15 protein-coding genes are annotated in these 20516 nt (G+C 40.2%); 14 read left to right on the top strand and 1 reads right to left on the bottom strand.

Translation table 11 applies throughout. From position 1 onward, the window contains the following. The first annotated feature begins 50 nt into the window (after positions 1–50). Positions 51–869 (top strand): putative RNA methyltransferase, encoded by an 819-nt coding sequence (locus tag F948_RS13015; protein WP_004964610.1) that lies wholly within the window; start codon positions 51–53, stop codon positions 867–869. A 14-nt stretch (positions 870–883) separates the two neighbouring features. On the opposite strand, the gene ponA is transcribed toward F948_RS13015, so the two are convergent. Further along, positions 884–3463: a penicillin-binding protein PBP1a gene (gene ponA, locus F948_RS13010; RefSeq protein WP_004964607.1), complete on the bottom strand. Its 2580-nt coding sequence runs from the start codon at positions 3461–3463 to the stop codon at positions 884–886. Between the two features lie 162 nt (positions 3464–3625). On the opposite strand from ponA, the gene F948_RS13005 reads away from it, so the two are divergent. From F948_RS13005 to F948_RS12945, 13 genes are all read left to right on the top strand, one after another. Then, positions 3626–4684, top strand: a complete 1059-nt coding sequence (locus F948_RS13005; protein ID WP_004951546.1) for a pilus assembly protein PilM — start codon at positions 3626–3628, stop codon at positions 4682–4684. After that, positions 4684–5328: a PilN domain-containing protein gene (locus F948_RS13000; protein WP_004964604.1), complete on the top strand. Its 645-nt coding sequence runs from the start codon at positions 4684–4686 to the stop codon at positions 5326–5328. The genes F948_RS13005 and F948_RS13000 overlap by 1 nt, the downstream gene beginning before the upstream one ends. Continuing rightward, positions 5325–6065 carry a type IV pilus inner membrane component PilO gene (locus F948_RS12995; RefSeq protein ID WP_004964600.1) on the top strand — a complete coding sequence of 247 codons (741 nt, stop codon included), beginning with the start codon at positions 5325–5327 and terminating at the stop codon, positions 6063–6065. The genes F948_RS13000 and F948_RS12995 overlap by 4 nt, the downstream gene beginning before the upstream one ends. Further along, positions 6065–6592 (top strand): pilus assembly protein PilP, encoded by a 528-nt coding sequence (locus F948_RS12990; protein WP_004909624.1) that lies wholly within the window; start codon positions 6065–6067, stop codon positions 6590–6592. The genes F948_RS12995 and F948_RS12990 overlap by 1 nt, the downstream gene beginning before the upstream one ends. A gap of 61 nt (positions 6593–6653) precedes the next feature. Then, positions 6654–8792, top strand: coding sequence for a type IV pilus secretin PilQ (gene pilQ / locus F948_RS12985; RefSeq protein ID WP_171057529.1), 2139 nt, complete (start codon positions 6654–6656; stop codon positions 8790–8792). Between the two features lie 19 nt (positions 8793–8811). Beyond that, the gene (gene aroK / locus F948_RS12980; protein WP_004909618.1) at positions 8812–9372 is read left to right on the top strand and encodes a shikimate kinase AroK; all 561 of its coding nucleotides are present in this window, start codon (positions 8812–8814) and stop codon (positions 9370–9372) included. 20 nt (positions 9373–9392) lie between these two features. Then, complete coding sequence (gene aroB, locus F948_RS12975) at positions 9393–10475, top strand: 3-dehydroquinate synthase (RefSeq protein WP_004964593.1); 1083 nt, start codon at positions 9393–9395, stop codon at positions 10473–10475. A gap of 16 nt (positions 10476–10491) precedes the next feature. After that, the gene (locus F948_RS12970) at positions 10492–11370 is read left to right on the top strand and encodes a hypothetical protein (protein WP_004964589.1); all 879 of its coding nucleotides are present in this window, start codon (positions 10492–10494) and stop codon (positions 11368–11370) included. Between the two features lie 462 nt (positions 11371–11832). Then, complete coding sequence (gene gltB, locus F948_RS12965; RefSeq protein WP_017397426.1) at positions 11833–16311, top strand: glutamate synthase large subunit; 4479 nt, start codon at positions 11833–11835, stop codon at positions 16309–16311. A gap of 71 nt (positions 16312–16382) precedes the next feature. Further along, positions 16383–17804, top strand: a complete 1422-nt coding sequence (locus tag F948_RS12960) for an FAD-dependent oxidoreductase (RefSeq protein ID WP_004777487.1) — start codon at positions 16383–16385, stop codon at positions 17802–17804. A 377-nt stretch (positions 17805–18181) separates the two neighbouring features. Further along, complete coding sequence (locus F948_RS12955; protein ID WP_004678771.1) at positions 18182–18772, top strand: LemA family protein; 591 nt, start codon at positions 18182–18184, stop codon at positions 18770–18772. Between the two features lie 33 nt (positions 18773–18805). Continuing rightward, positions 18806–19852: a TPM domain-containing protein gene (locus F948_RS12950; protein WP_004964581.1), complete on the top strand. Its 1047-nt coding sequence runs from the start codon at positions 18806–18808 to the stop codon at positions 19850–19852. Next, positions 19846–20409 (top strand): TPM domain-containing protein, encoded by a 564-nt coding sequence (locus F948_RS12945; protein WP_004964578.1) that lies wholly within the window; start codon positions 19846–19848, stop codon positions 20407–20409. The genes F948_RS12950 and F948_RS12945 overlap by 7 nt, the downstream gene beginning before the upstream one ends. Positions 20410–20516: the final 107 nt, after the last annotated feature.

The raw sequence follows: 20516 nt of genomic DNA, 5'->3' as shown, positions 1-20516 counted from the left end.
AAATTCACAAAAAAGCTGGTGGATACCGGCTTTTTTTTTGGAGAAAATAAATGAGTTTGCTGATGTGTCCTGTCTGTCGACACTCATTGGATTTGGTTGAAAACTCATGGCGATGTGAAAATGGACATCATTATGATGTTGCTAAGCAAGGCTATGTCAATTTGCATGTGGTACAGCATAAACATAGTAAAAGCCCAGGGGATACAGCAGAATCAGTTTTGGCTAGACGTGAATTCTTGCAAAAAGGTTTTTATGCACCTCTTCAAAACGCTGTTGTTGAGTTGCTACAAACATTGCAGCCCAGTTCTATTTTGGATATTGGGTGTGGTGAAGGCTATTACACAAGTGCAATGCAAGGTTGTGCAAAAGTCTGTATCGGTGTTGATATTGCAAAAACAGCAGTACAACGAGCTGCAAAACTGAATAATAAAGTCACATGGGTTGTTGGCACAGGTGCTACATTGCCAGTGAGGGACTCTGTAATTGATGTTTGTAGCAGTCTTTTTAGTCCCATCCCGCAAAGTGAAATTGGGCGGGTATTAAAACCAGAAGGATATTTGATTGTAGTAACGCCTGCACCGAAGCACTTGTTTGCATTGCGAGAAGCATTATTTGAACAAGTGAATTTGCATGAACCACAAAAATTCGTCGATCAGTTAAATGATGAATTTGATTTAAAGCAAGCACAGGTTATAGAAGCGTCACTGCGATTGGAACAACAAGATTTGAAGAATCTTATTGCGATGACTCCATATGCATATAAGGCAAATCCTGAGCGTAGAGCCCAATTAGAACAGCAAAATGAATTTGAGGTTACGGCTGCTTTTCAGATTTATTTATTTCAGAAAAGAAAGAAGCCATCAAATTGATGGCTTCGAATGAATTATTGTATTTGATTAATTAGGTTTTCAATTCCATCCCGTTCCTTTTTAGGCGCGGGGTTTAGTGAATCATTATTCATTGGAGGTGGTTGTCTATTTGCTGGAACAATAATTTGTTCTTCACCTGAAGCATTTGTTCCTGGTAAATCAGAAAAATCATTCTCAACAGAGCGTGTTTGTGGTGCTGGTTCTGGGCGATACAATGGTCGAGCCAATGGTGGAGCGGCACGATACTCTTTTTTATCTTCAGTTGATTGGATCTGTAGTTTATCTCGTGAAATTGGATCTTTAGCATTTTTATCTAAATGTACCCATGACGATGGTGTGTCTTTGAGTGCATTTGCCATGAATGTTGTCCAAATTGGTAGGGCTGCAACTCCACCGTATTCTCTACGACCTAATGTGCGTGGCTGATCAAAACCAACCCAAGCTACCGCAACTAACTTTCCATTAAAACCTGCGAACCAAGCATCTTTTGCATCATTGGTTGTACCTGTTTTACCTCCTAAATCATCACGACCAATTTTAAGCGCTGCACGACCCGTACCATGTTGAATTACATCGCGTAAGATATTCGCCATATCATATGCTGAACTTGATTTTAATATACGTTGAGCTTGACGATAATCGCTATTGGTTTTGGTGTCGACTGCAGAAGTCGTTGTTTGTGCGTCTGAAGCTGCGAGTGCATCATCTAAAGATTCATTAGTGATCTCTTTGGTTTTAGCTTCTTCTACAGCTTGTTGTTCTGCATAAGCATTTGGATTGTTGATACATGGGATGCAGGCATATTCAGGTTTTGCCTCATAAATAACTTTACCTGTTGCATCTTCAATACGTTTGATGAAATGTGGTTGAATTCGATATCCACCATTTGCAAAAGTAGCATAACCAGTAGCCATTTGAATTGGTAATACCTGTGGTGTACCTAAGGCAATTGTGTAGTTGCGAGGAATCTGTTCTTCTTCTAAACCAAAGTCCATAAACAGCTGTCTAGCTCGTTCAATTCCTACATTTTGCAATAAACGAACCGAGACCGTATTTCGAGAAAGGTAAAGCGCACGACGTAGAGGGATCATCCCAAGATAGCGTCCATCAGAGTTCTTTGGTGACCATTTCCCAATACGGATCGGGCTATCATTTACCATGCTATAGGGTGTCATACCTCGTTCTAAAGCGAGTGCATAAACAAAAGGTTTAATGGTCGAACCAGGTTGTCTCCAGCCTTGCACAGCACGGTTAAATTTCGATTGATAAAAATTATATCCGCCAACAACTGCTTCAATTGAGCCATCATTTGGGTTTAAGGCGATTAATTGCCCTTGAACTTTTGGAACTTGGACCAGTGACCAGGCTGATTTGTCTTCATTAGGACGTAAGCGGATAATGTCCTTTACCTTCACAATTTGGGATGCGCGAGAAGGCGCACCACCAACGCTATTCGCATTGCGATAAGGACGTGCCCATGACATGCCTGACCAATTTACGGTGACAGTCGAGCCATCTTGCATCAAAGCTTCAAATGAATTGGTATTTACTTTGGTTACTTGCGCTGGAAAAGTATTTGCATATGCCATAAATTGATTAAGTGGTTTGTCGTGATCTTCAGGACCACGCCAGCCATGTCGTCGATCATACGCCTCTAAACCATCTTGAATGGATTGTTCGGCGAATTTTTGTTTGTTGCTATCAATCGTTGTGTAAACTTTATAACCAGAATCAATCGCTTGTTCACCAAAATGTTCTACTAGTTCAGAACGAACCATTTCACCGACGTAAGGATGAACATTACTCACAGAGCGATCAATCATATTGAGATTGATCGGTTCAGCAACTGCTTTTTGATACTGTGATTGATTGATGTAACCTAGCTGTAACATTCGACCTAAAATCCAGTTACGACGCTCTAAAGCACGTTCAGGATTTACGACTGGATTGTATTTCGATGGTGCCTTAGGTAAACCAGCAATCATCGCCATTTGAGCGATACTGAGTTGATCTAAATTTTTGTTGTAATAAATTCTGGCTGCCGCAGCAATTCCATAGGCATTTTTACCTAAAAATATCTTATTTACATATGAACTTAAGATTTCTTGTTTGGTTAGATTTTGCTCTATTTTTCGTGCTAAAAATACTTCGGTAAGCTTACGCTTAAGTGTCCTTTCTGGGCTTAAATAATAGTTTTTCGCAACCTGCATGGTGATTGTTGAGCCACCAGTTTGTACGTCGGAACCTGTAATTGATTCAGTGAGTGCTCGACCTAAACCTTTGAAACTGATGCCATTATGTTCGAAGAAAGAGGAGTCTTCCGCTGCTAAAAAAGCATGGATAAATGTAGGGGGGATTTGCTCATATTGAACTGGAATGGATAGCTTCCCACCATATTCTGCAATTAACTTATTATCAGCTGTATACACCTGTAATGGCTTCAATAATGGCGCTTTTTTAAGAGAGCTCATATCTGGTAAAGAGGGTGCTAGATAGAGATACATGCCATAAAAACCCATTGGAAGTGAGACTAAGATAATAATAAGCATCAAAAAAAATGGGCGAACAATGCCAGAACTGGATAGCTTTTTCATAATAAGTAAGTTTTAATAAGAGCGAATGGCAAACTAATTGTGGTCAGTATATCCTTTAGACATACGGATTGTTAGATGAGATATTGTATCCGTATAAATTAAAGACCAAAACAAATTAGTGTGTTGTATTTTTGGGGATAAAAAAATAAATAGGAAAGTACTGTGCTCAGGTTATATCGTAAACCAAATAAGGGGTTAGTGGGTGTCGATATTAGTTCGACAACTGTTAAGTTATTGGAACTCTCTGTTAAGAACGGTCGATATTGGGTTGAAAGTTATGCATTGATGCCACTACCTGAAAATAGTGTGGTTGAGAAAAGCATTTTAAACCCAGAAGCAGTTGGCGACGCGCTTGAACGAGTTGTTAATCTTGCAAACCCTCACACTACCAATGTGGCTATTGCCGTGCCTACTTCGATGGTCATTAATAAGATCATCGAGATGGATGCTGACATGACGGATGATGAACGGGAAGTTCAAATTCGTATGGATGCAGAGCAATATATTCCATTCCCATTAGATGAAGTTAGTTTGGACTTTGAAGTCTTAGCTGATCGATTGGCAAATCCTAATCGTGTCAATGTGTTATTAGTCGCTACGCGTACTGAGAATGTTGATTCACGTGTTGAAGTTCTTGAACTAGCAGGTCTAAAGGCAAAGATTGCTGAAGTCGAAAGTTATGCTATGGAACGTGCTTTTAGTGTATTCGCTGATACGCTACCTATGGGTGCGAATACAGTGGGTATTCTAGATATTGGGCATACGATGACGACGTTATCGGTCATGCAAAAAGGTAAAATTATCTATACTCGTGAGCAAGTGTTTGGTGGAAAACAACTTACTCAAGACGTTCAAAATCGTTATGGTTTATCTTTTGAAGAAGCTGGTCGAGCTAAAAAAGAAAGAAGTTTGCCAGATGATTACGATACCGAAGTTTTAGAACCATTTCTTGATGCAGTTGTACAACAAGCTGCACGTTCGCTGCAATTCTTTTTCTCATCATCTCAATTTAATGAGATTGACCACATCCTGTTAGCAGGTGGTAATGCCAATATTCCAGGTCTAGCTAAACTGCTGCAACAAAAGCTAGGTTATCGAGTAACGATTGCCAACCCATTTTTACAAATGGGCTTTTCTCCCCAAATCGATATCAAAAAAATAGAAAATGATGCCTCATCCTTGATGGTGGCATGTGGATTAGCATTGAGGAGTTTTGATTAATGGCAAAGATTAACTTACTCCCTTGGCGTGATGAGCTAAGAGAACAACGAAAGAAACAATTTATTGCATATTGTGTAGGGGTTGCTGCATTAGGTGTGGCATCGGTTTTGGCAGGATGGGGTTATCTTGATTACAAATTAAATGATCAAGAACAAGCGAACCAACTGATTGTGAGCACAAATCAAAATCTTGATGCTCAATTAAAATCCTTAGATGGCTTGCAAGAGCGAAGTAATGCAATTATTGAACGGATGAAACTCATTCAAGGTTTGCAAGGTCAAAGACCTGTCGCTGTACGTTTAATCGATGAATTGGTGCGAGTTACTCCGCCTACCATGTATTTGACTAAATTTACACGTACAGGCGATAAGTTCACGATTGAAGGTAAAGCTGAAAGTCCAAACACAGTAGCTGAATTACTGAGAAATCTTGAAGCATCACCTTGGTATCGCAACGCTTTTATGAATTCCTTTTTAGCGGCTGAAGAGAAAAAAGACAAAACTGTCAGCTCGCTTATACCTCGTATTGAAGAAAACTATGGAAGTTTTGTTGTAACTGTTGATCTTGGTGAAATAGGCACAACAGTTGAAGCTGACCCATTAGCAGAAACGGTCGCATCAGGAACAGTGGGGGCAGCACAATGAGTCAAGAAGAATTAAATGAACTCAATCAAGATGTTGCTGTAAAGAAAAAGAAAATGACAGTAGAGCAATTCTTTCAGCAATTTAATACGCTTGATATGAATAATTACGGTAGCTGGCCGCTATCTGTAAAAGTGACATGTTGGATTTTTGTTTTTTTAGCTGTTTTAGCACTTGGTTACTTTGTTGTTATTAAATCTCAGCTTGAGCGTATTGCTAATGAAGAGGCTAAAGAGCAAAGTTTATTGAATGAATTTAGAGAAAAAGACTCTAAACTGCGTAATTTGCAGCGTTACCAAGCTCAGTTACAAGAAATGGAAGCTAATTTTAATCAGCAACTAGAACAATTGCCGAAAGAAACTGAGATTCCAAGTTTGGTTGAAGATATTAACTTGACTGGTGTGAATTCGGGGTTGAAGTTTAAGAATATTCGCTTAGAAAATGAGGTTAAGCAAGAATTCTTTATTGAACAACCGATTAGTATTGAAGCAACTGGCGATTATCATGCATTTGGAGCATTTGCTACAGGTATTGCTGCACTGCCTCGAATTGTAACTTTACATGATTTCACGGTTGAAGCTTCAGAAGATAAGACGAAGAAGTCAGATATTCCTGTTGTGAATTATTCTGTTAAAGCCAAAACCTACCGTTATGTGGGGGCTGATGATGCAGCAAACACTGAGGTTGGAGCGGCGGTACCTCCTCAGAATAATCCACCTAGTCAAGGAGGAACTAACTAATGAATAATTATAAATTATTATTTAGTTTTATGGCTGGGCTTGTTTTGGTTGGGTGTGATTCAAAAATTGACGCCGTAAACCAAAAAATGGCTGAAATTCGGAACGAACCTGCTTTACCTATTGAGCCAGCACCGGTATTTAGCCCTGTACCATTATTTAACTATTCAGCACATCAATTGAAAAGTCCATTTATGCCAAGCTCATTGGCGGCTGAGTTAAAGATAATGGCGGGTAAACGCGTTTATCCAAATTTCAATCGTCAACCGCAACCACTGGAAAGTTATGCGTTGGAATCCCTAAATATGAAGGGTAGCATGCGTGGTAAAACCAATGAAACGATAGCACTGATTCAGACCCCTGATCGACAAATTGAGCGGGTGCAGGTTGGAAACTACTTAGGAATGAATCAAGGTCGAGTGGTAAAAATTAGTCCGACTCAGATTGATTTGGTGGAAATTGTACCAGATGGGCGTGATGGTTATGTGGAGAGACCAAGAACGCTCGTTCTAATTGGTATGGCACCATAAAATTAAGGGAATAAAAATGAAAAAACAGATTAAAGATTCTTTATTTGGGGAAGCGAAGACCATGAATCATGCATTCCGTCAATTTTCTATGGCTGCGGTTGCAATTGCTATTTCGCAAGTAGCTTCGGCACAGGTGGGTATTACAAATATCGTGCCGATGAACTTGGGTGATCAGGGTACTGAAATCAGAGTTATGTTTAATGGTTTGCCTCCTCAACCACAGGCCTATCAACTTGAGCAGCCTGCTCGTTTAATTTTAGATTTTGATAAGGCTCAGCAGAACTTAAAGCAAACATCCATTCCTGTTTCAACCAATGAAGCAAGTTCAATCAATGTGGCTGCAGATGATCAGCGTGCGCGTTTGATCGTGAATCTAAAGGATTCAGGTGCATTCACAACCCGTGTTGAAGGTAATACTTTTGTTTTGAAAATAAATTCAGCAAAACCAACATTAATCACTAATCCTACGGTCGCTACTCGACAAGTTCAACAAGGTGTTTCCAATATTGGTTTTCAACGAGGAAATCAAGGTGAAGGACTAGTTGTTATCGATTTATTGGGGGGTAATACACCAGTAGATGTGCAACAACAAGGAAGTAAAATTGTTGTTCGTACTCTTGGAAATAAAATCCCAACGCACTTGGCGCGTCGTTTAAACACTAATGATTTTGCGACCCCCGTAGCAAGTATTGATGCTTATAACGATAAAGGAAATGGGGTTATTACTATTCAGTCTGCAGGTAGCTATGAGTACATGGCTTATCAGGCAGAGAACAAACTTACAATTAGTTTGAAACGACCAGAAGACAAGTCACCGAATAAAGCTAAACCACAGACCTATACTGGAAATAAAATTTCATTAGATTTCCAAGATATTGAAGTCCGCCGTGTTTTGCAGTTATTAGCAGACTTTACAGGAATCAATATGGTTGCCGCTGATACTGTACAAGGAAATATTACGCTACGTCTTAAAGACGTTCCTTGGGATCAGGCGCTTGATATCGTTTTAAAAACAAAAAATCTAGATAAGCGTCGTAATGGAAATGTAATTTGGATCGCACCTGTTACGGAGCTGATCAAAGCGGAAGAGGATGAGGCGAAAGCAGTCGCTCAAAGTGTGAAACTTTCACCTTTGCAAACAGAGTATATTCAATTGAGTTATGCGAAAGCAGCAGATATTGAAAAACTCATCACTCAAGGTAAAAATAGCATAGCTAATGGTAATCGCAATCAGGGGGGGGGTGATCCTTTAGGAGATAGCGTAGGTAGTTTATTAAGCCCGCGCGGAACGGTTTCGATTGATCCACGTACAAATACGTTGATTATAAATGATACATCTCAAAAGATTGATCAAATCCGTAAGATGATTGACTTGCTCGATGTATCAGTGAAGCAAGTGATGATTGAAGCACGTATTGTGCGTGCGAGTACCGACTTTACCAAAGAGATGGGAGTGAAATGGGGGATATTGTCTCAAGGTATAGCATCTAATAATGATTTGCTTGTTGGTGGTAGTGATACAACTTTATGGAATTTACGAGAACCTACAGCTGATAGTGAAACTGGTGGTTGGAAATATGATATTGAGCGTCCAGATAATCTGAATGTGAATTTAGGTGCTGTGACACCTGGAGCAAGTCGTATTGCTTTTGGTTTAATTAGTCTTTCAGATTTTATGTTGGACCTAGAGTTGTCGGCTGTTCAGGCTGATGGTTATGGTGAAGTAATCTCAACTCCGAAAGTTCTAACCGCAGATAAGCAAGCTGCAAAAATTGAATCAGGGACTCAAATTCCTTATTCATCTTCTACGGGTGGTGGAGCTAATGCTGTTCCAAAAACTGAATTTATTGATGCGACCTTAAGTTTGGATGTTACACCAAGTATTACCCCTGAGGGTAAGGTGATGATGAAATTAAACATCACCAAAGACTCACCAGGAACACCAACACCTACAGGTCAGTTGACGATTAATAAAAACACAATTGATACGAATGTTGTGGTTGATAATGGTGAAACTGTTGTTCTTGGTGGAATCTTCGAGCAAGAAAATATTAATTCTCAGACCAAAGTTCCATTCTTGGGTGATTTACCTTATGTTGGGAAATTATTCCGCAGAGAGTCTAAACAAGACAATAAACGCGAGTTGCTTATTTTTGTTACGCCGAGAATTGTTAATGACACTTTGACAAGAAATCATTAATATATTTTCAATAGTCGCAATGAATATAGGTGGCGCGTTGCCAAGCAAAGCGTTTGAATCCCTACCAAATATTTATTTGGTAGGGCCAATGGGGGCAGGTAAAACAACAGTTGGTCGGCATTTAGCAGAATTGTTAGGTCGTGATTTTATTGATAGTGATCATGAAATCGAACGTAAAACAGGCGCTACCATTCCATGGATATTTGAAAAAGAAGGTGAAGTGGGATTTCGTTTACGCGAGACAAATGTATTAAATGACTTAACTTCTCGTTCATCATTAGTTCTAGCAACAGGTGGTGGTGCAGTTACTCAAGCAGAAAATCGTCAATTCCTTCATCAGCGAGGAATAGTTGTTTATCTTTATACGCCTGTAGAACTTCAACTGCAGCGTACCTATCGTGATAAAAATCGTCCATTACTTCAAGTTGAAAATCCTGAAAAGAAACTTAGAGAATTGCTAGAGGCGAGAGATCCACTCTATCGCGAAGTTGCTCATTATATTATTGAAACAAATCAAGGTGCAGCAAGAGATTTAGCTCAAAGAATTCTTCAGTTAATTTTATCTAAACAAGTCAAGTAATTTATTTAGTGGTTAATGCTATGCAGACGTTACATGTAGAGTTGGGGGATCGTCGGTATCCGATTTTTATTGGTAATCATTTAGATCCCAAGAGATTACTTGAACCTTATCTGCACGGACGACAAGTGATGTTGGTATCTAACACAACTGTCGCACCTTTATACGCGGAGCATTATGTTAAAGCTTTAGAGCAATTAGATAAACAAGTTGCAACTTGTATCTTACCTGATGGTGAGCAGTATAAAGATATTGAGCATTTGAATCTGATTTTTAATGCTTTATTAGAAGCGGGTTTTAATCGAGATTGTACAGTGCTTGCCTTAGGTGGTGGTGTTGTAGGTGATATGGCTGGTTTTGCATCCGCTTGTTTTCAACGTGGTGTAAATTTCATTCAGGTTCCTACAACTTTATTGTCGCAAGTGGACTCGAGTGTTGGGGGTAAAACAGGAATTAATCATCCACTGGGTAAAAATATGCTGGGTGCTTTTCAGCAACCACAAGTGGTGCTGGCTGATATGGTGCAGTTAGACACTTTGCCTGATCGAGAGTTGTCGGCTGGATTAGCAGAAGTGATTAAATATGCGTTACTTGGTGATCTTGATTTTTTAACTTGGCTCGAAGAGAACATGGATGGGTTGGTTGCTCGAGATGCAAACCTGTTAGCTGAAGCAGTTTATCGCTCTTGTGCTCATAAGGCTAGAATTGTTGCAAATGATGAGAAAGAGCAAGGTGAGCGAGCTTTGTTGAATTTAGGACATACATTTGGGCATGCAATAGAGTCTTATTTAGGTTACGGTGTTTGGTTGCATGGAGAAGCTGTTGCTACGGGTATGGTGATGGCTGCTGATTTGTCTGAACGTTTGGGTTGGATCTCAAGGGGAGATCTTGAGCGTACAAAAAAAATCATTCAACGTGCTCGTTTACCGATATCATGTCCAAAAATTCCTCTTGAAGAATTCTTAGCTTATATGGCACATGATAAGAAAGTTTTGAATGGTCAATTGCGTTTGGTTTTGTTGAAACAACTTGGACAAGCAGTGATCACTAAGGATTTTGATGTTGAGCTGATGAAACAAGCGATTCTTGCAAACCAAAGCGCGTAATTAAAATTAGGGTAATATGGCTGTGTCACGATCAATTTGGCAAAATATTCAACAGTATAGCTGGCTTTTTTTCTCAATCGCTTGTTTGGTGGCTGCACTGATATTTTGGGCTGTAACGGATCGTGATGCGCTTGTTGAGGTGGATCACCCTTCTAAAAATGAAGCACAGGTTGAAATTAAGGCTGAAAAAGTAACAGCGACTACGAATTTAGGTGCATTAACGAATGAGGTTAAACCGCTAGATTTAACTACTCGTGTTGTTGTGTCGAATGAACATGCGCCTGAATTCCGTGGAACAAAATTTATCAGTGAAAATCAACGTCAATGGGTTGTTGAAATTTTTCGTAGTTCAGATGAGGCAATTGTTAAAAACTTTTTGTTGAGTCGTGCAGATCGGAATAAATTTAGTTATTTTCGTTTGAGTGGTGATCAACAGGTTGAACAATATGTATTGACATATGGTCTTTTCCCAAACGCTGAAGAAGCTAAACGTCAATTTTCCCAACTTAATTTAGTTCTACCAAAGTCAATACATCCGACCATTCAGCAATTATCTACTTATACGTCTTATGTAAATGATTTAGGCTCAGATGAGTTAAAATCAGCTTCGAATCAGTTATTTGAAGTGCGTTTGAAGCCAGCAGCATTACCTAAAATAGATGAAACTTTGTTGATGAGTGGGCAGCAGGCGAAGGGTTCATCAAATACCGCTACAACTCAGAGTGTAAATACATCGACAACTGTGACTACAACGGTGACTCAGCGCGATGCACAAGGTAATGTGGTTAATGTTAGACAAAGTCAGTCTAATCAACAAAATAACAGCTCAACTCCTGAAAAAATAAGAGAAAATTCAGATTCTTCCGGAAGAGAGGTAACGGATCCGTTTAATTAATATTGCATTAAAATGGTGCAAAATAGTTCAAAATTGTTGCATTAAGCTTTTTTTTGGTGCAATTTTGTTCTAAAAGGAAACGTCGCATATCTTTATAATTTTTAGTTATTTTAACTTTTTTAATGATTTAGTAAATTTATAATTTTGTGGCATATTTTTTGCATCGTTGTGGTGCTAATTTATCTGCTCATTGCTCTTTTTAGTGCTAAATGATTCATTATTTTGGTGAAATGTAAAGTTTTTGTGCTTTACAAAGAAGTGTGAAGGTGTAATAACTAAAAACACTTTGTATGGTGAAATGCGCTGAATCTCCTAGCAGAACAGCGTATATTGCAAATCCGCCAGAAAAAATGTTTTCGCGAAGCATTGAACTTTATATGAGTTGATCGGCAATATCGCAGAAAATGAATTGATTGTTTGTTGCTCGAAAGAGCCATGTTGAAAGAAGGGTACGCTATGCACATGCCATCGCCTAATACTGTAGCTCCCGCTCAAGGTTTATATCAACCTGATGAGTTTAAGGATAACTGTGGTTTTGGTTTGATTGCCCATATGAAGGGTGATTCAAGTCATCATCTTGTGGAAACCGCAATTCACAGTTTAAGTTGCATGACGCACCGTGGTGGTATTGCCGCAGATGGTAAGACGGGAGATGGGTGCGGATTGCTATTGGCTATGCCGAAACAGTTCTTTCGTGACGAAGCTCAGAAGTTAGGTACTAATCTTACTGAGATTTTTGCTGCGGGTACTGTATTTTTAAATATTGACCCTGCTTTAGCTCAAAATGCCAAAAATATTCTGAACAAAGAAATTACAGCTGAAGGTCTTACCGTTGCAGCATGGCGTGTTGTGCCGACAAATAATGATGCTCTAGGTGAAATTGCGTTGCAATCACTTCCAGCATTTGAACAAATTCTAGTGAACTGCCCTATGGGTGTCACTGAAGTTGAGTTTAATCGTAAACTCTTTTTAGCGCGTCGTCGTGCTGAACAACAATTACAAAATGATCCTTTATTTTATGTGACTACTTTAGCCACAACAGTGATTAGCTATAAAGGCTTGATGATGCCTGCTGCTATTGCTGACTTCTATACTGATTTGGCAGATGAGCGTCTAAAATCACATATCGTTGTATTCCATCAACGCTTCTCAACCAACACATTGCCGCGTTGGCCATTGGCTCAGCCTTTCCGTTATCTTGCACACAATGGTGAAATTAATACCATTACTGCAAACCGTAACTGGGCTTTGGCGCGTACTCCAAAATTTGAAAACCCATTACTTCCAGGCTTAACTGAACTAAATCCAATTGTTAACCGTACTGGCTCAGATTCTTCAAGCTTAGATAATATGCTTGAAATCTTAGTTGGTGGTGGTATGGATTTATTCCGTGCACTACGTATGTTAGTTCCACCAGCTTGGCAAAACGTTGAAACCTTAGATGCTGACTTACGTGCTTTCTATGAGTTCAACTCTAAGCATATGGAAGCTTGGGATGGTCCAGCAGGTTTGGTTATTCAAGATGGTCGCCATGCAATCTGTATGCTTGACCGTAATGGTTTGCGTCCAGCACGTTGGGTGATCACTAAAAATGATTACATCACACTTGCATCTGAGATCGGTGTATGGGGTTATGAACCAGAAGATGTGGTATCTAAAGGCCGTGTAGGTCCTGGTCAAATCCTTGTTGTAGATACACTGACAGGTAAAGTTCTCGATACTAAAGATGTTAGTAACCATCTTAAAAACATGCGTCCATATCGTGAATGGTTACGTGATCACGCAATCCGTTTGCAAGCGAACCCGCAACTTGAAGAACAATTAGTTGATCAAGGTTTAACTGGCGATGCATTAAAAGCAGCTCAAAAAATGTTTATGGTAACATTTGAAGAGCGTGATCAGTTGTTACGTCCTATCGCAGAAAGTGGTCAAGAAGCTGTTGGTTCGATGGGTGATGATACGCCAATGGCAGTATTATCTCGTCAGGTACGTCATGTATCTGATTATTTCCGTCAACAGTTTGCTCAAGTAACTAATCCACCAATTGATCCATTGCGTGAATCGATTGTGATGTCATTGGAAACTTGCTTAGGTCGTGAGCAAAACGTATTTGAACAAGGTCCAGAGCACGCTGACCGCATCATTATTTCAAGTCCTGTATTGTCAAACTCAAAAATGCAGCAGCTTCGTGATGTGGAAAAAGAGCGCGAAGGTTATGGCGTTGTTGATATTGATTTGAACTACGCTGAGGCTGAAGGCTTACAAGCGGCAATTGCTCGTATTTGTGAAGAAGCTGCTCAAGCTGTTCGTGATGGGAAAACACTGATCGTATTAACAGATAAGAACTTCCGTGAAGGCTTCTTACCTGCGAATTCAGCATTGGCAACAGGTGCCGTACATCATCACTTAATTAAAACTGGTTTGCGTACAGATGCAAACATTTTAGTTGAGACAGGTTTTGCGCGTGATCCACACCAATTTGCAGTATTGCTCGGCTTTGGTGCTACAGCGGTTTACCCTTACTTGGCTTATGATGTAATCAATGACCTAGTTGCTAAAGGCGAGTTATTGGGTGATCCAATCCACGCACAAGCAAACTTCCGTAAAGGTATTGAGAAAGGCTTGTTGAAAGTTCTTTCTAAAATGGGTATTTCGACAGTTGCTTCTTATCGCGGTGGTCAATTATTCGAAGCGGTAGGTTTATCTTCTGAAGTTGTTGATAAGTGTTTCCTTGGTGTACCAAGCCGTATTCAAGGTGCAACATTTGCAGATTTAGAAAACGATCAGAAAAAATTGGCAACAACTGCTTGGCAGAACCGTAAGCCGATTGATCAAGGTGGTTTACTTAAATTTGTATTTGGTAAAGAGTACCATGCTTTCAACCCTGACGTGATTAACTCACTTCACAAGGCTGTTCGCTCAGGTCAATACCAAGACTTTAAAGAATATGCAGAGTTGGTGAATAACCGTCCTGTGGCTACGATTCGTGACTTATTCAAATTAAAAACGACAAATTCAATTGCGCTTGATCAAGTTGAAAGCATTGAAGATATCCTTCCGCGTTTCGACTCTGCTGGTATGTCTTTGGGTGCATTATCTCCAGAAGCACACGAAGCAATTGCAATTGCAATGAATACAATTGGTGGTCGTTCGAACTCAGGTGAGGGCGGTGAAGACCCAGCGCGTTACGGCACGATTCGTAACTCGAAAATCAAACAGATTGCATCAGGCCGTTTTGGTGTAACACCAGCGTACTTAACTTCTGCTGAAGTTTTGCAGATTAAAGTGGCACAAGGTGCAAAACCAGGTGAGGGTGGTCAGTTACCAGGTGGTAAAGTGAATGGCTTAATTGCACGTTTACGTTACTCGGTACCAGGTGTGACTTTGATTTCACCACCGCCACACCACGATATTTACTCAATTGAAGATTTGTCTCAGTTGATCTTTGACTTGAAGCAAGTCAACCCTCAAGCAATGGTATCGGTAAAACTGGTATCTGAGCCAGGTGTTGGAACGATTGCAGCAGGTGTTGCAAAAGCTTATGCTGACTTCATTACCATTTCTGGTTATGACGGTGGTACAGCGGCATCTCCACTTTCATCAATTCACCATGCAGGTTCGCCTTGGGAATTAGGTTTAAGTGAAGCGCATCAAGCACTTCGTGTAAATGATTTGCGTGGTAAGGTGCGTGTACAAACTGATGGTGGTTTAAAAACAGGTCTGGATGTAATCAAAGCAGCAATTTTAGGTGCTGAAAGCTTTGGTTTCGGTTCTACACCAATGATCGCATTAGGTTGTAAATATCTTCGTATTTGCCACTTGAATAACTGTGCAACTGGTGTTGCAACTCAGCAAGATCATTTACGTCAAGAACACTATATTGGCGAACCAGAAATGTTGATTAACTTCTTCAAATTTATTGCAGAAGAAACACGTGAATGGTTAGCTGCTCTAGGTGTTGCATCACTTAAAGATTTGATTGGTCGCGTTGATTTGCTTGAAGTTTTACCAGGTGAAACTGAAAAGCATGCTCATCTTGATCTCAGTGCTTTATTGACTTCACATCCATCTGCTGAAGGTAAAGCTCAGTATTGCCAAGTTCAAGGTAATGCACCATTTGATAAAGGTGTATTGGCTGAGAAAATGGTTGCTGAAATGCTACCAGCGATTGAAGCAGGTACAGGCGGTTCATTTAATTTCACTGTTGGTAACTGTGATCGTTCAATTGGCGCACGTATATCAGGTGAGATCGCACGTCGTTACGGCAACTTAGGTATGGAAAACAGCCCAGTTGTTATGAATCTTGTTGGTACAGCTGGTCAGTCACTTGGTGTTTGGAACGCAGGTGGTCTGCATATCAAACTTGAAGGTGATGCGAACGATTACGTTGGTAAAGGCATGGCGGGTGGTCGCGTTTCGATCTTCCCACCAAAAGGTTCACCGTTCCAAACACAAAATACTGCAATCATCGGTAACACTTGTTTGTATGGTGCGACTGGCGGTAAGTTATTTGCTGCGGGTACTGCGGGTGAGCGTTTCGCTGTTCGTAACTCAGGTGCTTTTGCGGTAATTGAAGGTGCTGGCGATCACTGCTGTGAATATATGACAGGTGGTGTGGTAACTGTCTTAGGTAAAGTTGGTCATAACTTTGGTGCGGGTATGACAGGCGGTTTCGCTTACGTACTTGACCTTGATAATGACTTTGTAGACTACTACAACCATGAGCTGATTGACCTAAATCGTATCTCTACCGAGTCGATGGAAGATCACAAAGAAAATCTACTGCGTATCCTTGATGAACATATCAAAGAAACAGGTAGTGCTTGGGCATATAAAATCCGTAATGAGTTCGACTTCTATAGTCGTAAGTTCTGGCTTGTAAAACCAAAAGCTGCTAATTTGCAAACGCTTTTGAAAACAACCCAAGCTGATCCACAATAATTCCACGACTGCAAAGACATAGGCAGGTGCAGAGATGAGAGACATCGCTGCGCCTACCCACGGAGAGAGACATGGCAGAACGCCTCAATAATGACTTTCAATTTCTGGATGTACCACGTCAAGATCCAGAGAAAAAAGATATTACTGTCCGCAAAGCAGAGTTTGTGGAAATTTATAAACCTTTTACAGCGGAAGTGGCTGCAAACCAGACTCATCGTTGTTTAGGATGTGGTAACCCATATTGTGAATGGAAATGTCCTGTACATAACTACATTCCAAACTGGTTAAAACTGATTGCTGAAGGTCAAATTTTTCAAGCAGCTGAACTTTGCCACCAAACCAATACATTGCCAGAAGTTTGTGGTCGTGTATGTCCACAAGACCGTTTATGCGAAGGTGCTTGTACTTTAAATGACGGCTTTGGTGCAGTAACGATTGGTAATGCTGAAAAATATATCAACGATACTGCCTTTGCTCTAGGCTGGCGCCCAGATATGTCTGGCGTTAAATGGACGAATAAAAAAGTTGCAATTATTGGTGCAGGTCCAGCAGGCTTAGGTTGTGCAGATATTCTTGCACGCGGTGGTGTAAAACCAGTTGTATTCGATAAACGTCCTGAAATTGGTGGTCTACTTACATTCGGTATTCCAGAATTTAAAATGGAAAAAGATGTGATGAAACGTCGTCGTGAAATCTTCACGGGGATGGGCATTGAGTTCCGTTTGAATACTGAAATTGGTGTCGATGTAACGATTGAACAGTTGCTTGCTGAATACGATGCAGTATTCATGGGTATGGGAACATACACTTATATGAAAGGTGGTTTCCCTGGTGAAGATCTTGATGGTGTTTACGATGCATTAGATTTCTTAATTGCGAATGTAAATCGTTGCCAAGGCTGGGAAAAAGATCCAAGCGAATACATCAGTGTAGATGGTAAAAAGGTGATTGTTCTTGGTGGTGGTGATACTGCGATGGACTGTAACCGTACTTCATTACGCCAAGGTGCACATGATGTGACATGTGCTTACCGTCGTGACGAAAGCAACATGCCGGGTTCTGCGCGTGAAGTAAAGAATGCCTATGAAGAGGGCGTGAAATTCCTATTCAATCGTCAACCAATTGAAATTGTTGGTGAAAATGGCAAGGTAACAGGCGTAAAAGTCGTGACTACACAGATGGGTGAGCCTGATAGCCGTGGTCGTCGTAGCCCTGAGCCAGTTCCTGGTTCTGAAGAAGTTTTACCAGCTGATGCAGTATTGCTTGCTTTCGGTTTCCGTCCAAGCCCTGCGGATTGGTTTGGTTCTGCGAATGTGAGCTTAGATGGTTCAGGTCGTGTAGTGGCAGCTGAACAGCAAGAGTTTAAGTTCCAGACCTCTAATCCAAAAATCTTCGCAGGTGGAGATATGGTGCGTGGTTCTGATCTTGTGGTAACTGCTATCTGGGAAGGTCGTCAAGCTGCCGAGGGTATTTTAGATTACCTTGGTGTTTAATCCAGAAAATATTGTAAAACACGTCTAAGTAGAGCCTGCATTATGCAGGCTCTACTATTTTCACCTTATCTTTTTGGTAGTTTTGGCAAATCGTATAAGCTATTTTGCCCTGTCCCTGATCATTTTTCAGCGTGATTTTCAAAGACCAATCAGGAAATTGTGCAGGCAATAAAGATGGCTCTTGTAAATGCAAATTCAGAGAAAATTATTTAAATTGCCTCAAGGCATTGGGGATTACCGTACGACGGTTACAGTTCTCCGAAGATTCTATGCAATGATATAAAGATTTCAACAAATAAATGTTACACAGAGAACAAAAAATCACATTACAATGAATTATCGCAAAAATATAAAGAAAAACCTGAGGATAAATTTTTATGAAAGTGATCAAACAAACTGCGCTCGCAACTGTATTGGCAAGCACCTTATTGTTCACAGGCTGTGGCTATAACACCTTGCAGGTGAAAGATGAGGCGGTCAATGCTTCCTGGTCTGAAGTACAAAACCAGTATCAACGCCGTGCTGACCTTGTGCCTAATCTTGTCAATGTAGTGAAAGGCTATGCCAAACATGAAGAGCAAGTCCTCACAGAGGTTACGCAAGCTCGTTCGAATGTTGCGGGTTTAAAAGTAGATAAAGAAGTTTTAGAAGATCCAGCGCTATTTGAAAAATATCAACAAGCACAAAGTCAATTGACAAGTGCATTATCTCGTTTGATTGCTGTTTCTGAAAATTATCCAGATTTAAAAGCCAATGAACAATTCCGTGATTTACAAGCACAATTGGAAGGTACAGAAAATCGAATCGCGGTTGCTCGTAACCGTTATATTACGACAGTGCAAGATTACAATTCATATGTGCGTCAGTTCCCACAAGCAATGACAGCAAAAGTGATTGGGATGAAAACCAAGGAAAACTTTAAGGCAGACTCATCTGCACAACAGGCGCCAACAGTTTCATTTAATTAATCGTTGAAATTGTTTTCGGCTTAGGAGGGGCGTATGTTGATCAAGTTAAAGCAAAAATTAAAATATGTTTTAACCATCATTTTTGCAATGCTTTGTTTTCAACATACAACCTGGGCTGAGACCGCCACTGCGACAGATCAAGGTGATCTAGTGGTTGCTGGAAAAATGATTCAGCAACAGCAGCAACAAAATAAGTCATCGACAACCACAGAACAGGCTCCCGTATTACCTACAGTTGCCAATGATATGGCGGATGGGGAATCTATACGTGGTTTACCAACTTTAAATCAGCCTGTTATTGATCAAGCTAAGGTATTGAGTGAGGCTGAAATACAGCAACTTAACCAAAAAATTCTGAGTTTATATCAACAAGGCAAAGCTCAAATCGGTGTAATTATTGTGCCAACGACAGGACAAGAAGCCATTTTTGATTTTGCTTTGCGTACAGGCGAAAAATGGCAATTAGGTTCAGCCAAGCGTGATAATGGTTTATTAATGGCGATTGCGATTAATGATCGTAAAATTCAAATATTGACAGGTTATGGCTTGGAGGGTGTATTACCCGATGTAGTATTGAGCCGAATAATTCGAAATCAGATCACGCCTTATTTTAAACAAGGTCAATATGCACAAGGGATTTCGTCAGGTTTGGATGAGCTTACCCGTATTGTGAATCTTGATCCAGAGATCGCTCAACAATCTGCTCAAGAGCTCAAAGAGAGACATGAGCAGGCAATCCAAGCACAACAAGCGAAAGATAATACGTTTACGATGGCGCTATTTATTTTAATTGCGGGTGTCATAGGATCGTTCATTGTCGGTAAACGATTAAGTGCATCTACTGCTGCTGTTGCTGCAACAGTTGCAGGTTTGGTAAATGGTGCTGGTATCCTTATGAGTTTGCTGCTAGGCGTGGGTATTTTCTTTTTATTAATCACATCACTTGCTCAACTGATTTTTCAAGCTTTCTTGTCTGGTGGAGGACGCGGAGGCGGAGGTGGAGGATTTGGCGGTAGTGGTGGTGGCTATAGCGGTGGTGGCGGTAGCTTTGGAGGGGGAGGTGCCTCAGGATCATGGTAACTAAAACAGATACAACAGAAATTATTACGCAACCAAAGCTAGATGAATCTGTACAACCTAGTGCAAAACGCTGGTTAAAGCATTTTTTTTATGTTTCATCGGCACATCGGTATTTTAATAAACAAGATCGACAAGAGATCGCTAGAGCAGTACAGCAAGCAGAAAAAGGTCATGTAGGCGAAATTCAGGTGGTAATTGAAGGTCATATACCATGTTCACAAGCTTATTACCAAAATACACGTTTACGTGCGCAGCAACTCTTTGCAGAATTAGGTGTTTGGGATACCGAGTTGAATAGTGGTGTGCTGCTTTATTTAAATCTGTGTGAGCGTAAAGTTGAGATTTTGATTGATCGTGGTTTGAAGAATGCAACACAAACACATATTTGGACTCAAATCTGTCAGGAAATGATCAGCCTTTTGACTGCGAAACAATATCAAGCAGCTGTTAAACATGGAGTGGAGCAGATTGGTTCAGTGCTTGATGAGTTTTACGGTAAAAATAATAAATATGAAGTGAACAATGAGCTTCCAAACGAGCCATATATTATAAACTGAGCCTTTGTTAGTCTATTTTTTCAAAAATCAATTCAACCTATTTCGATTAGACCGTTTATCTTCCGATAAATGGTCTATTTATTCAACATTTTTTAGAAAAAAAGTTA

The sequence above is a fragment of the Acinetobacter junii CIP 64.5 genome (genome assembly GCF_000368765.1).
Lineage (GTDB): Bacteria > Pseudomonadota > Gammaproteobacteria > Pseudomonadales > Moraxellaceae > Acinetobacter > Acinetobacter junii.
Note: the sequence above shows the minus strand (reverse complement) of the source record. Positions and strands in the feature narration are given on the sequence as shown.